This is a genomic window from Streptomyces sp. NPDC085596 (assembly GCF_044541565.1).
GTDB lineage: Bacteria > Actinomycetota > Actinomycetes > Streptomycetales > Streptomycetaceae > Streptomyces.
Genome location: NZ_JBITTC010000011.1, coordinates 211,118 through 225,670 on the forward strand (window position 1 = coordinate 211,118; position 14,553 = coordinate 225,670).

The following is a 14,553-nucleotide window of genomic DNA, read 5'->3' on the forward strand; positions in this document are numbered from 1 at the left end:
CGGCTCTGTCGCGGGGAACGTCAGTTGCGGTCGCCGCCGCCCACGTGGTGCACCCGGACCATGTTGGTGGTGCCGGGGACACCGGGAGGCGAACCCGCGGTGATGACGACCGTGTCACCGTCGTTGAAGCGGCCCAGCTTGGCCAGCTCCTGGTCGACCATGTCGACCATCTCGTCCGTGGTGTTCACGAACGGCACCACGTGCGACTCCACGCCCCAGCTCAGCGTGAGCTGGTTGCGGGTGCCCTCGTCCGTGGTGAACGCCAGGATCGGCTGGGTCGCGCGGTAGCGGGACAGCCGGCGGGCGGTGTCACCGGACTTGGTGAACGCGATCAGGCCCTTGCCGCCCAGGAAGTCGGCGATCTCGGCGGCCGCGCGGGCCACCGAACCACCCTGCGTACGCGGCTTCTTGCCCGGCACCAGCGGCTGGAGGCCCTTGGAGAGCAACTCCTCCTCGGCCGCCTTGACGATCTTCGACATCGTCTTGACGGTCTCCACCGGGTACGCGCCCACGCTGGACTCGGCCGACAGCATGACCGCGTCCGCGCCGTCCAGGATCGCGTTGGCCACGTCGGACGCCTCGGCGCGGGTCGGCCGGGAGTTGGTGATCATCGACTCCATCATCTGGGTCGCCACGATCACCGGCTTGGCGTTGCGCCGGCACAGCTCGATCAGGCGCTTCTGCACCATGGGGACCTTCTCGAGCGGGTACTCGACGGCGAGGTCACCACGGGCGACCATCACACCGTCGAACGCCATCACGACGTCCTCCATGTTCTCGACCGCCTGCGGCTTCTCCACCTTGGCGATCACCGGGACCCGGCGGCCCTCCTCGTCCATCACCTTGTGGACGTCCTGCACGTCCCCCGCGTCACGGACGAAGGAGAGCGCGACCATGTCGCAGCCCATGCGCAGGGCGAAGCGCAGGTCCTCGATGTCCTTCTCGGACAGCGCGGGCACGTTGACGGCCGCGCCGGGCAGGTTGATGCCCTTGTGGTCGGAGACGACGCCGCCCTCGATGACGATCGTCTTCACCCGCGGACCCTCGACGTCCACGACCTTCAGCTCGACGTTGCCGTCGTTGATCAGGATCTGGTCGCCGCGCGAGACATCGCCCGGCAGGCCCTTGTACGTCGTACCGCAGATCTGCTTGTCGCCCGGCACGTCCTCGGTCGTGATGACGAACTCGTCACCGCGCTCCAGCTCCACCGGACCCTCGGCGAAGGTCTCCAGCCGGATCTTCGGGCCCTGGAGGTCGGCCAGGACGCCGATGGCGCGCCCGGTCTCCTTGGCGGCGGCCCGGACGCGGTCGTACCGCGCCTGGTGCTCTGCGTGGGTGCCGTGACTGAAGTTGAAGCGGGCCACATTCATGCCCGCCTCGATCATGGCGACGAGCTTGTCGTGGGAGTCGACCGCGGGGCCGAGAGTACAGACGATTTTCGAACGGCGCATGAGGCGATCCTATCGGTTTGTTTCACTGCGGAATATTCCGGCCGGCGGAGTTACAAATGGGCGGACAGGCGCTCAGGCGTGTTACTGCGGTGTATTGCTCAGCCGTCCTTTCCGCTGATGTTCCCGCTCACGGTCCGACCAGCGCATAGGTCTGGGTGGCGATCTCCAGTTCCTCGTCGGTCGGCACCACGGCGACAGCCACGCGGGCGTCCGCGGGCGAGATCAGCCGCGCCTCGCCGCTCCGTACGGCGTTCAGTTCGTCGTCCACGGCCAGGCCCAGGCCCGTGAGGCCCGCGACCGCCGCCGAACGCACCGGTGCCGCGTTCTCCCCGACCCCGGCGGTGAACGCGACCGCGTCCACCGAGCCGAGTACGGCGTAATAGGCGCCGATGTACTTCTTGACGCGATGAATGTAAATGTCGAAGGCGAGGGCGGCCGCTTCGTCACCCTCGTCGACGCGGCGCCGGATCTCCCGCATGTCATTGTCCCCGCACAGACCGAACAGACCGCTCCTCTTGTTGAGAAGAGTGTCGATCTCATCCATGGACATATCCCCGACACGGGCCAAATGGAAGATGACCGCCGGGTCCAGATCACCGGACCGGGTACCCATCACCAGCCCCTCCAGCGGGGTCAGCCCCATCGACGTGTCCACGCACCGGCCCCGCTCCACCGCCGAGGCGGACGCGCCGTTGCCCAGGTGCAGCACGATCACGTTCACCTCCTCCGGCGCCTTGCCGAGCAGCCGCGCGGTCTCCCGCGAGACATAGGCGTGCGAGGTGCCGTGGAAGCCGTAGCGGCGGATGCGGTAGCGGTCGGCGATCCTCGGGTCGATCGCGTAGCGCGCCGAGGACTCCGGCATCGAGGTGTGGAACGCGGTGTCGAAGACGGCGACCTGGGGCAGGTCGGGGCGCAGCGCCATGGCGGTGCGGATGCCCGTCAGGTTGGCCGGGTTGTGCAGCGGGGCGACCGGGATCAGCCGCTCGATCTCGGTGAGCACCGAGTCGTCGATGACGGTGGGCTCGGTGAAGAACATGCCGCCGTGCACCACCCGGTGCCCGATCGCGGCCAGCTCCGGCGAGTCCAGGCCCAGTCCGTCGCGGGCCAGTTCCTCGGCGACCGACTTCAGCGCGGTCTCGTGGTCGGCGATCGGCCCGCTCTGCTCGCGGGTCTCGCCGGTGGCCAGCAAGGTGTGGCGCAGCAGCGAGGTCTGTTCGCCGATGCGCTCCACCAGGCCCACCGCGAGACGGCTGCTGTCCCGCATGTCCAGCAGCTGGTACTTCAGCGACGAGGAGCCGGAGTTGAGGACGAGTACACGGGTGGGGGTCACTGCTGGGAAGCCCTTTCGGTCGGCGCTTGCGCCTGGATCGCGGTGATGGCGACGGTGGTGACGATGTCCTGCACCAGCGCGCCGCGCGAGAGGTCGTTGACCGGCTTGCGCAGACCCTGGAGGACCGGGCCGACCGCGATCGCCCCGGCCGAGCGCTGTACGGCCTTGTAGGTGTTGTTGCCCGTGTTGAGGTCCGGGAAGATCAGCACGCTGGCCTGGCCGGCCACCTCCGAGCCGGGCAGCTTGGTCGCGGCCACGGCGGCGTCCACGGCCGCGTCGTACTGGATCGGACCCTCGATCTTCAGGTCGGGCCGGTGCTCGCGGGCCAGCTCGGTCGCCTCGCGCACCTTGTCCACGTCGGCGCCGGAGCCGGAGGTGCCGGTGGAGTACGACAGCATGGCGATCCTCGGCTCCACGCCGAACTGGGCCGCCGTCACCGCCGACTCCACCGCGATGTCCGCGAGCTGCTCGGCGTTGGGGTCCGGGTTGACCGCGCAGTCGCCGTAGACCAGCACCTTGTCGGCCAGGCACATGAAGAAGACCGAGGAGACGATGGCGGAGTCCGGCTTGGTCTTGATGATCTCGAAGGCGGGGCGGATGGTGGCCGCCGTGGAGTGCACCGAGCCGGAGACCATGCCGTCGGCCAGGCCCTCCTGCACCATCAGGGTGCCGAAGTAGTTCACGTCGGAGACCACGTCGTAGGCCAGCTCCACCGTGACGCCCTTGTGGGCGCGCAGCGCGGCGTACTTCTCGGCGAAGGAGTCACGCAGCTCCGAGGTGGCCGGGTCGATCAGCTGGCAGTCGCCCAGGTCGATGCCGAGGTCGGCGGCCTTCTTGCGGATCTGGTCCTCCGGACCGAGCAGCGTCAGGTCGCACACGCCCCGGCGCAGCAGCACCTCCGCCGCGTGCAGCACCCGCTCCTCGGTGCCCTCGGGCAGGACGACCCGGCGCTTGTCCGAGCGGGCCTGCTCCAGCAGCTTGTGCTCGAACATCATCGGGGTGACCCGGCCGCCGCTGGGCGCGGAGACCCGGCGGGCCAGGTCGGCGGTGTCCACGTACCGCTCGAACAGGCCGAGGGCGGTCTCCGCCTTGCGCGGGGTGGCGGCCGTCATCCGGCCTTCCAGCGAGAACAGCTGCCCGGCGGTGGGGAAGCTGGTGCCGGCCACCGAGAGCACGGGGGTGCCGGGGGCGAGGCGGGCGGCCAGGGTGAGGACCTCCTCGCTCGGCACCTCGTTCAGGGTGAGCAGCACGCCGGCGATGGGCGGGGTGCCCGCGCTGTGCGCGGCCAGCGAGCCGACGACCAGGTCGGCGCGGTCGCCCGGGGTCACGACCAGGCAGCCGGGGGTCAGGGCGGCGAGGAAGTTGGGCAGCATGGCGCCGCCGAAGACGAAGTCCAGCGCGTCGCGGGAGAGGCCGGAGTCGTCGCCGAGCAGCACCTTGGCGCCCAGCGCGTGCGCGATCTGCGAGACGGTCGGCGCGGACAGGGCGGGCTCGTCGGGCAGCACGTAACAGGGCACCGGCATGCGGTCGGTGAGCCGGTCGGCGATCTCGTCGCGGTCCTCGCGGGCGGCCCGGTTGGCGACCATGGCGAGTACGTCGCAGCCGAGGCCGGCGTAGGCGCGGTAGGCGTTGCGGGTCTCGGCGAGCACCGACTCCGCGGACTGCTCGCGGGCGCCGACCACCGGGATCACGGAAGCGCCGAACTCGTTGGCCAGGCGCGCGTTGAGGGCCAGTTCGTCGGGGACCTGGGTGCCGGCGAAGTCGGTGCCGAGGACGAGGACCACGTCGTAGTCGCGGGCGACCAGGTGGAAGCGGTCGACCAGGGCGGAGACGAGTTCGTCGGTGCCGCGCTCGGCCTGGAGCGTGGACGCCTCCTGGTAGCCCATGCCGTAGACGGTGGCGGGGTCCTGGTTCAGGCGGTAGCGGGACCGCAGCAGCTCGAAGAGACGGTCGGGGCCGTCGTGCACCAGGGGGCGGAACACCCCCACCCGGTCGACCTGCCGGGTCAGCAGCTCCATGACCCCCAGGTCGACGACCTGGCGGCCGTCCCCCCGGTCGATCCCGGTCACGTACACGCTGCGTGTCACGCGTGCTCTCCGATCCTTGCTCGTACGCCGTCCGCCGGTCCTGGGCGTCGCCTGTCACAAAAATCGCCCACCCGAGGTGAGCGGAACCCTCTTGACAATACCTCCGGGCCTGGATAAGGCGCCCGTCAGCTCGGTGGGGGTCCGTACGCGCTGGTGAGGGGCGGTGGTCGTCGCCTGTTCGGCGGCCGTGAAAGAATCGGAGCGGCTCACCGGTACCCACAGCGAGCAGGAGACACAGCACGATGCGCATCGGAGTTCTCACCGCAGGCGGCGACTGCCCCGGCCTGAACGCCGTGATCCGGTCGGTCGTGCACCGCGCCGTGGCGCACTACGGCGACGAGGTCATCGGCTTCGAGGACGGCTACCGGGGTCTGCTCGACAGCCACTACCGCTCCCTCGACCTGGACGCCGTCAGCGGCATCCTGGCGCTCGGCGGCACCATCCTCGGCTCCTCCCGCCTGGAGCGCGACCGGCTGCGCGAGGCGTGCGAGCGGGCCACCGACATGGCCGAGGAATTCGGCATCGACGCGCTGATCCCGATCGGCGGCGAGGGCACCCTGACGGCCGCCCGCATGCTGTCCGACGCGGGCCTGCCGGTCGTCGGTGTGCCGAAGACCATCGACAACGACATCTCCGGCACCGACCGCACCTTCGGCTTCGACACCGCCGTGGGCGTGGCCACCGAGGCGATGGACCGTCTCAAGACCACCGCCGAGTCCCACCAGCGGGTGATGGTCGTCGAGGTCATGGGCCGGCACGCGGGCTGGATCGCGCTGGAGTCCGGCATGGCCGCCGGCGCCCACGGCATCTGTCTGCCCGAGCGGCCCTTCGACCCGGCCGACCTGGTCAAGATGGTCGAGGAGCGGTTCGCGCGCGGCAAGAAGTTCGCCGTGATCTGCGTCGCCGAGGGCGCCCACCCGCTCGACGGCACGATGGACTACGGCAAGGGCGACATCGACCAGTTCGGCCACGAGCGCTTCCAGGGCATCGGCACCGCCCTCGCCTACGACATGGAGCGCCGCCTCGGCAAGGAGGCCCGCCCGGTCATCCTCGGCCACATCCAGCGCGGCGGCACCCCCACCGCCTACGACCGCGTCCTCGCCACCCGCTTCGGCTGGCACGCCGTGGAAGCCGCCCACCGGGGCGAGTTCGGCGGCATGACCGCCCTGCGCGGCACGGACATCGCCATGGTCCCCCTCGCGGAAGCGGTCACGGAACTGAAGACGGTCCCGGTCTCCCGGATGGACGAGGCGGAGTCGGTCTTCTAGACGCACGGCTGGGCAGTCGTTGCTTGCCCAGCCGTGCGGGGCCCCCTCAGTCCGCGATGTCCACCCCGTAGCCGCGGGCCAGCTCCGCGAGACCGAAGTCGTGGCCCTGGCCGACCGCGCGAAAGCGCCAGACCGGGCCGCGCCGGTAGATCTCGGCCAGCAGCAGGGTGCGTTCCGTGGTCGCGGCGTCGAGCGTCGCCCGCGCCAGCGGAGCGTCCCCTCCGCCCGGCGCCGCCGTCACCTCCACCGCGCCGATGTCCCCGAAGGTCATGTCACCGTCGACGGCGGCGGCGACCGCGATCCGGTGGAACGCGGGCGGGAGCGCCGCGAGGTCGATGGTGATCGTCTGCTCGGCCGGACCGTCGGCGAGCAGGCGTACCGTGCCGCCGGGGTTCTCCGGTGCGCCGTGGAAGACGAGGTCCTCGTCGAAGGTGACCTGTCCCTCCTCGTCGAGCACGAAGGCGACGACGTCGACCTCGCCGTTCGCCGGCGGCGCCCAGTTCGCGGTCAGGTGCCACTGCTGGGCGGTGTCCGGCAGGTCGGTCACGCCACCGCGAGGCAACACCAGCGGGGCGGGGTGCGACGGCTCTTCCGCAGGCGCAGGCGCAGGCGCAGGCGCAGGCGCGGGCGCGTCCGTGGTCCCGGCCCCGGCCAGCCAGCCGGCGTCCCGTACGGGCAGCCCCAGTTCGGTGACCCGCGCCATGCGGCGGTCCTGGTCGCCTTCGGCGAGGAGGAGGACATCGGTCACGCCACGGCTGAGGTTCACGGCAGCGGAGCCGCCCAGCTCCACGAGTCGGGTACGGGCTGCCGCCGCGTCCGCGTGCGGGCCGCCGAGGATCAGTACCCGCCGCCCGACCAGTGGCTTGTCGGCCGTGGAGACGGCGGGCTCCGGCCGCTTCGGCGCCCGCGGAGCGGGGACGGCCGGGTCCTGGTGAGGCGTGCCGGGGCGTACATCACCCAGCAGACGCAGGAATGTGGCCTCGTCGATGACCGGTACGCCCTCGGCGGCCGCGCGACGGGCCTTGGCCGAGCGGGCGACGGCGTCATCGGTGACCAGGAGGCTGGTGTGGCGGCTGACCGACCCCACCATGTTCAGCCCGGCCGCGACCGAGCGGGCGACCAGTTCGGTCCGCGCCGTGGCGGTCTCCCCGGTGATGGCGACCTTCATGCCCTGCACCAGCGGACCACCCTCCGCCAGGCGCCCCGGATTGCGGTACGCGCACGGTGTCTTGGGCGGGCTGGGTGCGAACCGCGCGTTCTGCCGGGGCGGGCAGGGCACCAGTGGCAGCGCCAGGCCGAGCCGGGCGGCCTCCCGCAGCGAGGCGCCGAAGATCCCGGCCAGTACCCGGGTGTCGTCCAGCGCGTCGTGGGCCTTGGTCTGCTGGACGCCGTAATGGGCGGCCAGAGTGCCCAACTTCAGGTCGGGAGTCGGAAGTTCGAGCCGACGGTTGAGGGCCAGGGTGCACAGCCGCCGTGAGACCGGGAGGGACTTGCCGGCGCGCGAGAACTCGTGGTCCAGGAAGCCGTAGTCGAACTGCGCGTTGTGGGCGACCATCACCCGGCCCCGCAGCAGGGCCTCTATCTCCCCGGCCACCTGTTCGAACTCCGGCGCCCCGCTCAACCGTTCGCGGGTGAGGCCGTGCACGTGGACCGGCCCGGGATCGCAGCCGGGGTTCACCAACGTCGAGAACTCACCGGTGCGTTCGCCGTCCGGGCCCATGGTGACGACCGCGATCGACAGTACGCGGTCCCGCCGCGCGACGAGCCCCGAGGTCTCCACGTCCACGAGCGCCCACTCATGGGCGTAGCCGGAGGGGAACGGCGTGGTGAGGGAGCCGGGGGCGGTGTTTCCGAGGGTCATGCCGGTAAGGATGATCCGGATTTCACCATTCCTTCAACTCTCCTGCGCCTCGGGGCTCGTGGAGGTGGCTGGTGCGACGCTCGGCTCAGCGGCCCCGTCCCTCCTCCTCCGACAGCCAGCGGTACATCAGTTCCGGGCGGCCCACCTGGCCGTACTGGGGGCTTCGGGCTGCTCTGGCCGTGGTGACCAGGTGTTCCAGGTAGCGGCGGGCCGTGATGCGGGAGATGCCCACCGATTCGGCGACGCCCGCCGCTGTCAGACCGGTGGGGGAGTCTCGCAGGACCGCTGTGACGCGTTGCAGGGTGGGGGCGCTCAGGCCCTTGGGGAGGGCCGCGGGAGCGGGGGTGCGGAGGGCGGCGAGGGCCCGGTCGACCTCTTCCTGGCCGCTCGCCTCGCCCGCCGCCGCGTGGTACTCGGCGTAGCGCAGCAGGCGATCGCGCAGGGTGGCGAAGGTGAAGGGCTTCAGGACGTACTGGACGACGCCCAGGGAGACGCCCTCCCGGACCACCGCCAGGTCGCGTGCCGAGGTCACGGCTATGACGTCCGCCTGATGGCCGGCCGCGCGCAGGGAGCGGGCCAGCTGGAGGCCGTGCACGTCGGGGAGGTGCAGGTCGAGCAGGAGGAGGTCGACCGGGGTGCGGTCCAGGACGCGGCGGGCGGCGGCTCCGGTGCCCGCCCGGCCGACGGCCACGAATCCCGGCACCCGGCCTACGTAGAGGACGTGCGCGTCGGCGGCCACGGGGTCGTCCTCGACGACCAGGACACGGATCGGCTCGGCCGGGTTCATCTCGCCCGGGTTCATACGACCTCTCCCAGCGGCAGGCGGGCTTCGAACACCGCGCCGCCGCCCGCCGCCTCGGCCACCGCCAGGGTGCCGGTGAGGCGGGTCACCGCCTGCCGGGCCAGGGCCAGCCCGAGTCCCCGGCCGCCCGGACCCGCGGGCTTGGTGGTGAAGCCGCGCCGGAAGACCAGGTCGGCGTGGGCCGGGTCGACGCCGGGACCGGTGTCCGACACCCGCAGCAGCAGCGCCTCCCCGGCCGCGTACGCCGTCACCGTGACCCGGGCCCCGGTGCTTCCCTGGGCCGCGTCCACCGCGTTGTCGATCAGGTTGCCCAGGATGGTGACGAGGTCGCGCACCGCGAGGCCCGGCGGGAGCACGCCGTCGTCGAGGCGGCTGTCGGGCGAGACGACCAGCTCCACGCCCCGCTCGTGCGCCTGCGCGGTCTTGCCCAGCAGCAGCGCGGCCAGCACCGGTTCGCCGACCGCCGCTACCACCTGGTCGGTGAGCGTCTGGGCCAGCTCCAGCTCGGCCGTGGCGAACTCCACCGCCTCCTCGGCCCGGCCCAGCTCGATCAGCGAGACCACGGTGTGCAGCCGGTTCGCCGCCTCGTGCGCCTGGGACCGCAGCGCCTGACTGAACCCGCGCTCGGAGTCCAACTCGCCCATCAGGGACTGGAGTTCGGTCACATCCCGGAGCGTGACGACCGTCCCCCGGTGCTCCCCGCCGGACACCGGCGAGGTGTTCACCACCAGCACGCGCGAGGCGGTCAGATGTACCTCGTCCACCCTCGGCTCCGACGACAGCAGGGCCCCGGTGAGCGGCCCCGGCAGCCCCAGCTCCGCGACCGAAAGACCGACGACCTCGTCCCCGACCCCGAGCAGCTCCCGGCCGCCGTCGTTGATCAGCGCCACCCGGTACCGTCCGTCCAGCATCAGCAGCCCCTCGCGCACCGCGTGCAGCGCGGCCTGGTGGTAGTCGTGCATCCGGCTCAGCTCGGCCGCGTTCATCCCGTGCGTGTGCCGCCGCAGCCGCGCGTTGATGACGTACGTGCCCACCGCGCCCAGCAGCAGCGCCGCCCCCGCCACCCCGAGCAGCGCCGTGACCTGGTCCTGGACCCGCGCGCTGATCGCCTCCACCTTGATCCCGGCGCTGACCAGCCCCACCACCCGGCCCCCGTCCGTCACCGGCGTCACCGCGCGCACCGAAGGCCCCAGCGTGCCGGTGTAGGTCTCGGTGAAGGTGTGCCCCCGCAGGGCCGGGCCGATCCGGCCGAGGAAGCGCCGGCCTATCTCGTCCCGCGTCGGATGGGTCCAGCGGATGCCCCGCGGGTCCATGATCGTGACGAAGTCGACGTCGGCGTCCCGCATCACCTGCAGCGCGTACGGCTCCAGCTCGGCGGAGGGGTCCGGGGCGCGGATCGCCGCGCGGACCGAGGGGGCGTCCGCGATGGACCGGGCGACCGCCGTGACCTGGCGGACCGCGGCGTCGCGCGCCTGGCGCTGGTCGCTGACGTAGGTGAAGAGCGCGTAGCCGGCCACCACCACCGCGATCAGCACCGCCTGCATGGCGAACAGCTGGGCCGCCAGGCTGCGGGGTCGGGGGAGGGCGGGGGCACGCATGCCAGCAGTGTGCCTGTCCGTTCGGGCATGAACTAAATGAACGGAAGGGTGACCGCCCTCACATGGCGGGAGATAGTCTCCGCGATCCCCTGCAACGCCCGGACGTGAGCCGCACGCCGGTCATGCCGACGAAGACGTCAAGGAGAGCAGTCGTGGCCGCCAGCACCCCCGGTACGGCACCAGCCGCCCCCGCCGTGAAGCGGGACCGGACCCATTACCTGTACATCGCCGTCATCGTGGCGGTCGCGCTCGGCATCGCCGTGGGCCTCATCTGGCCCGACGCCGGGGTGGAGCTGAAGCCGCTCGGCACCGGGTTCGTGAACCTGATCAAGATGATGATCTCGCCGATCATCTTCTGCACGATCGTGCTCGGGATCGGCTCCGTGCGGAAGGCCGCGAAGGTCGGCGCGGTCGGCGGTATCGCGCTCGGCTACTTCACCGTGATGTCGCTGGTGGCGCTCGCCATCGGCCTCGTCGTCGGCAACGTCCTGCACCCCGGCGAGGGCCTGCACCTGACCGACGCGCTCCGCCAGACCGGACACGCGCAGGTGGCCGGCGACGCGCTGCCCCCGGTCGACTTCGTGCTGTCGGTCATCCCGGTCACCTTCGTGTCCGCCTTCACCGAGGGCCAGGTCCTCCAGACCCTGCTGATCGCCCTGCTCGCCGGGTTCGCGCTCCAGGCGATGGGCGCGGCCGGGCAGCCGGTGCTGCGCGGCATCGAGCACATCCAGCGCCTGGTCTTCCGCATCCTCGCCATGGTCATGTGGGCCGCGCCCATCGGCGCCTTCGGTGCCATCGCGGCCGTCGTCGGCTCGGCGGGCATGGACGCGCTCAAGAGCCTCGCCGTGCTGATGTTCGGCTTCTACGTCACCTGCGTGCTGTTCGTCTTCGTGGTGCTCGGCGCACTGCTGCGCGTCGTCTCCGGGCTGAACATCTTCCTCCTGCTGAAGTACCTCGCCCGTGAGTTCCTGCTGATCCTGTCGACCTCGTCCTCGGAGTCCGCGCTGCCGAGGCTCATCGCCAAGCTGGAGCACCTCGGCGTCAGCAAGGCGGTCGTGGGCATCACCGTGCCGACGGGGTACTCCTTCAACCTCGACGGCACCATGATCTACATGACCATGGCGTCCCTCTACATCGCGGACGCGCTGGGCACCCCGATGTCCCTCGGCGAGCAGATCCCGCTGCTGCTCTTCCTGCTGCTGGCCTCCAAGGGCGCGGCGGGCGTCAGCGGCGCCGGGCTCGCCACGCTCGCGGGCGGTCTCCAGTCGCACAAGCCCGCGCTGGTGGACGGCATCGGGCTGGTCGTCGGCATCGACCGCTTCATGAGCGAGGCGCGCGCCCTGACCAACTTCGCGGGCAACTCCGTCGCCACCGTGCTGATCGGCACCTGGACCAAGGAGATCGACGTGGACCGGGTCAAGCGGGTGCTCGCCGGTGAGCTGCCGTTCGACGAGACGACGCTGCTGGACGAGGGGCGTGCCGAGGAGCTGCCCTCGGCCGAGGAGGAGGGCGGGAAGGAACTCGCCAAGGCGTGACGCCTGCCCGCCGCGAGCGGGTCTTTTGACGCCGGCCGCCCGACCCCGCCTGAACCGGGATCGGGCGGCCGGTCCTCGTTCACGCCTCGCGGCTCGCCCGCACCACCAACTCCTCGGCTCTGTCCGCCGGTACGCCCGCCGCCGTGAGTGCGGTGACCGCCGCCGCGTGACCCGCCTCCTCGGGCGGGAGCAGGCCCTCGTTCACCGACTCCATGACCGCGAAGAGGAGTTGCTCGTGCACGAAGGCCAGCGCGGCGGCGGGCAGCGGTGAGCTGAACACCCCCTCGTCCAGGCCGCGTTGGAGTACCCGCGTCTTCTCCTCGCGCAGTGGCGCGAGGCGGTCGCGGATGCCCTGGACGGTGACCGTGCGCTGGGCCAGGGCGACCAGCAGGCGGTAGCGGTCTGCGATCTCCCAGATCCCCAGCACGGCGCGGGCCACCGCGCGGGCCGGGTCGGTCACCCCCTCGCGGGCGCTCGCGTCGGCGTCGGTCAGCACCTGCACCGCCTCGTCGACGAGCGTGCCGATCAGCGCCTCCCGGCTCGGGAAATGCCCGTACACCGTGCGCCGTACGACACCGGCGGCGCGCGCGATCTGGTCCATCGAGGCGTCGGGGTCGCGCAGCAGCTCGGCGAGGGCGACGTCGAGGATGCGGCGCCTGTTGGTGTCGGCGCGGCTGGTGTTACCCGTGGTCATGGCAGTCATTGTGCACACCTTCTCGACTTGCACGGCACTGTGCAAGGTCGTACATTGCACATGGTTGTGCAATTGCACGCCACTGTGCAAGTTCTTGCTGTGCAGGACTTCGTAGCCGAGGAAGGTCACCCGCAGCCATGCGACTCGTCATGAACGAACCGGTCGAGAGGATGGAGCGCCCCTACGCCCGGCGCTGGTGGGCGCTGCTCGTGCTCTGCCTCAGCCTGCTGATCATCGTGATGGCCAACACCGCCCTCACGGTCGCCGCGCCCGACATGACCCGCGACCTCGGGCTGTCCAGCGCCGACCTCCAGTGGGTCATCGACGGCTACACCGTCCCGTACGCGGCGCTGATGCTGCTGCTCGGCGCGATCGGCGACAAGTACAGCCGGCGCGGGGCGCTGATCCTCGGCCTCGTCGTCTTCGGCGGCGGCGCGGTCTTCGGCAACCTCGCGGACTCGTCCGCCACCGTCATCGCGGCCCGCGCGGTGATGGGCGTCGGCGCGGCGCTGATCATGCCCGCGACGCTCTCGCTGCTCGCGGCGACCTTCCCGCGTGCCGAGCGGGTCAAGGCGATCACCCTGTGGACCGCCACCGCCGGTCTCGCCATCGCCGCCGGACCGGTCGTCGCGGGCGCGCTGCTGCGCGACCACGGCTGGGCCTCGACCTTCCTGATCAACGTGCCCGTCGCCGCCGTGGCGATCGTCGGCGCGCTGGTGCTCGTACCGCCGTCCAAGGCCGGTCACGGCGAGCGCATCGACTACGTCGGCGGTCTGCTCTCCGTGCTGTGGATCGCCGCGCTGGTCTACATGATCATCGAGGGGCCGCACTTCGGGTGGGGCGTCAAGGCGGTCACGGCGGCGGTCGTCGCGGGCCTCGGCCTGATCGCCTTCGTCGGCTGGGAGCTGCGGCACCCGCGCCCGGTGCTGGACGTACGCCGTTTCGCCGACCGCCGCTTCGCGGGCTCCAACCTCGCGGTCGCCCTCTTCTTCCTGGCCGTCTTCGGCGCGTTCTACTACCTCACCCAGCACCTCCAGTTCGTCCTCGGCTACGACGCGCTGGAGACCGGCGTACGCATGCTGCCGCTGGCCGGCGCGGTGTTCGCGGGCTCGGCCCTGACCGGCTACCTCACCCCGCGCGTGGGCATGCGGTGGACGGTCGGCGCGGGCATGGTCGCCGGCACGGTGGCGCTCGCGCTGCTGACGCGGGTGGACGCGGGGTCGACGTACGGCGACTTCGTCCCGTCCCTGGTGGTGCTGGGCCTCGCCATCGGCCTCGCGCTGTCTCCCTGCACCGACGCGATCATGGGCGCCTTCCCCGAGTCCGAGCTGGGGGTTGGCGGCGCGGTGAACGACACCTCCCTGGAGCTGGGCGGCTCCCTGGGCATCGCGATCCTGGGCTCGCTGCTGGCCACCTCCTACAGCAGCCACCTCGCGTCGGCGACCAAGGGGAGCGGACTCCCGGCCGACGCGCTGGGCACCGCGCGGGATTCGGTGGGCGCGGGGTACGCGGTCGCGCAGGGCATCGGCGACAAGGCGCACGCCCTGGCCGCGAAGGCGGCCGCCGCGACCGACCCCCAGCAGGCGGCCCAGCTCAAGCAGCAGGCGACACAGCTGGCCTCCGGCGCGCACCGGATGGCCGAGGCGGTCGGCGCGTCATTCTCCGACGCGGTGGCGCACACGAGCCTGATCGGGGCGGTCATTCTGGCGGTGGGCACGGTGGTGGTGGCGGTGCTGTTGCCGGGGCGGGAGAAGCCGGGGGCGGCTGAGGAGGCTGAAGCGGCCGTAGCTGCGGAGCCGGACTCCAAGCAGGAGCTCACGCCGGAATCGGCCTCCGAACCTGTCTCCGGACCGGCCCCGGAGCCCGCCCCCGCGGCCGTCGACAGCACCGCCATCTGACCCCGCCCCACACCGATCCACTAACGTGC

10 protein-coding genes are annotated in these 14,553 nt (G+C 71.6%); 3 read left to right on the forward strand and 7 right to left on the reverse strand.

Annotated features, from left to right (window positions below; genetic code table 11):
• Positions 1-20: 20 nt before the first annotated feature.
• From pyk to pta, 3 genes are all read right to left on the reverse strand, one after another.
• The gene (gene pyk / locus ACIGA3_RS27905; protein WP_399720913.1) at positions 21-1,451 is read right to left on the reverse strand and encodes a pyruvate kinase; all 1,431 of its coding nucleotides are present in this window, start codon (positions 1,449-1,451) and stop codon (positions 21-23) included.
• Positions 1,452-1,578: 127 nt separating this feature from the next.
• A complete protein-coding gene (locus tag ACIGA3_RS27910) occupies positions 1,579-2,781 on the reverse strand; it encodes an acetate kinase (protein WP_399720915.1) in 1,203 nt (400 codons plus the stop codon).
• Entirely contained in the window at positions 2,778-4,868 is a 2,091-nt protein-coding gene (gene pta / locus ACIGA3_RS27915; RefSeq protein WP_399720916.1) for a phosphate acetyltransferase, read from the reverse strand. The genes ACIGA3_RS27910 and pta overlap by 4 nt, the downstream gene beginning before the upstream one ends.
• Positions 4,869-5,110: 242 nt before the next feature.
• Here pta and ACIGA3_RS27920 point away from each other — a divergent pair, with 242 nt between their 5' ends.
• Positions 5,111-6,136, forward strand: coding sequence for an ATP-dependent 6-phosphofructokinase (locus ACIGA3_RS27920; RefSeq protein WP_388995275.1), 1,026 nt, complete (start codon positions 5,111-5,113; stop codon positions 6,134-6,136).
• A 46-nt stretch (positions 6,137-6,182) separates the two neighbouring features.
• Here the strand turns inward: ACIGA3_RS27920 and ACIGA3_RS27925 are convergent, their stop codons facing one another.
• The 3 genes from ACIGA3_RS27925 to ACIGA3_RS27935 form a co-directional block, all read right to left on the reverse strand.
• The gene (locus ACIGA3_RS27925; protein WP_399720918.1) at positions 6,183-7,997 is read right to left on the reverse strand and encodes a DEDDh family exonuclease; all 1,815 of its coding nucleotides are present in this window, start codon (positions 7,995-7,997) and stop codon (positions 6,183-6,185) included.
• Positions 7,998-8,082: 85 nt separating this feature from the next.
• On the reverse strand, positions 8,083-8,784 hold the full coding sequence (locus ACIGA3_RS27930) for a response regulator (protein ID WP_399720954.1): 702 nt from the start codon (positions 8,782-8,784) through the stop codon (positions 8,083-8,085).
• Positions 8,785-8,795: 11 nt separating this feature from the next.
• The gene (locus ACIGA3_RS27935; protein ID WP_399720919.1) at positions 8,796-10,397 is read right to left on the reverse strand and encodes an ATP-binding protein; all 1,602 of its coding nucleotides are present in this window, start codon (positions 10,395-10,397) and stop codon (positions 8,796-8,798) included.
• Between the two features lie 122 nt (positions 10,398-10,519).
• Between ACIGA3_RS27935 and ACIGA3_RS27940 the strand changes: the two genes are divergently transcribed.
• A complete protein-coding gene (locus ACIGA3_RS27940) occupies positions 10,520-11,932 on the forward strand; it encodes a cation:dicarboxylate symporter family transporter (RefSeq protein WP_399720955.1) in 1,413 nt (470 codons plus the stop codon).
• A 79-nt stretch (positions 11,933-12,011) separates the two neighbouring features.
• Here ACIGA3_RS27940 and ACIGA3_RS27945 read toward each other — a convergent pair whose 3' ends face one another.
• On the reverse strand, positions 12,012-12,626 hold the full coding sequence (locus ACIGA3_RS27945; RefSeq protein WP_399720921.1) for a TetR/AcrR family transcriptional regulator: 615 nt from the start codon (positions 12,624-12,626) through the stop codon (positions 12,012-12,014).
• A gap of 137 nt (positions 12,627-12,763) precedes the next feature.
• On the opposite strand from ACIGA3_RS27945, the gene ACIGA3_RS27950 reads away from it, so the two are divergent.
• Complete coding sequence (locus ACIGA3_RS27950; RefSeq protein ID WP_399720923.1) at positions 12,764-14,524, forward strand: MFS transporter; 1,761 nt, start codon at positions 12,764-12,766, stop codon at positions 14,522-14,524.
• Positions 14,525-14,553: the final 29 nt, after the last annotated feature.

Coding starts and splice junctions, on each gene's coding strand:
- pyk (WP_399720913.1), bottom strand. CDS start 1,451: ATGCGCCGTTCGAAAATCGTCTGTACTCTCGGCCCCGCGGTCGACTCC.
- ACIGA3_RS27920 (WP_388995275.1), top strand. CDS start 5,111: ATGCGCATCGGAGTTCTCACCGCAGGCGGCGACTGCCCCGGCCTGAAC.
- ACIGA3_RS27925 (WP_399720918.1), bottom strand. CDS start 7,997: ATGACCCTCGGAAACACCGCCCCCGGCTCCCTCACCACGCCGTTCCCC.
- ACIGA3_RS27930 (WP_399720954.1), bottom strand. CDS start 8,784: ATGAACCCGGCCGAGCCGATCCGTGTCCTGGTCGTCGAGGACGACCCC.
- ACIGA3_RS27935 (WP_399720919.1), bottom strand. CDS start 10,397: ATGCGTGCCCCCGCCCTCCCCCGACCCCGCAGCCTGGCGGCCCAGCTG.
- ACIGA3_RS27940 (WP_399720955.1), top strand. CDS start 10,520: ATGCCGACGAAGACGTCAAGGAGAGCAGTCGTGGCCGCCAGCACCCCC.
- ACIGA3_RS27945 (WP_399720921.1), bottom strand. CDS start 12,626: ATGACCACGGGTAACACCAGCCGCGCCGACACCAACAGGCGCCGCATC.
- ACIGA3_RS27950 (WP_399720923.1), top strand. CDS start 12,764: ATGCGACTCGTCATGAACGAACCGGTCGAGAGGATGGAGCGCCCCTAC.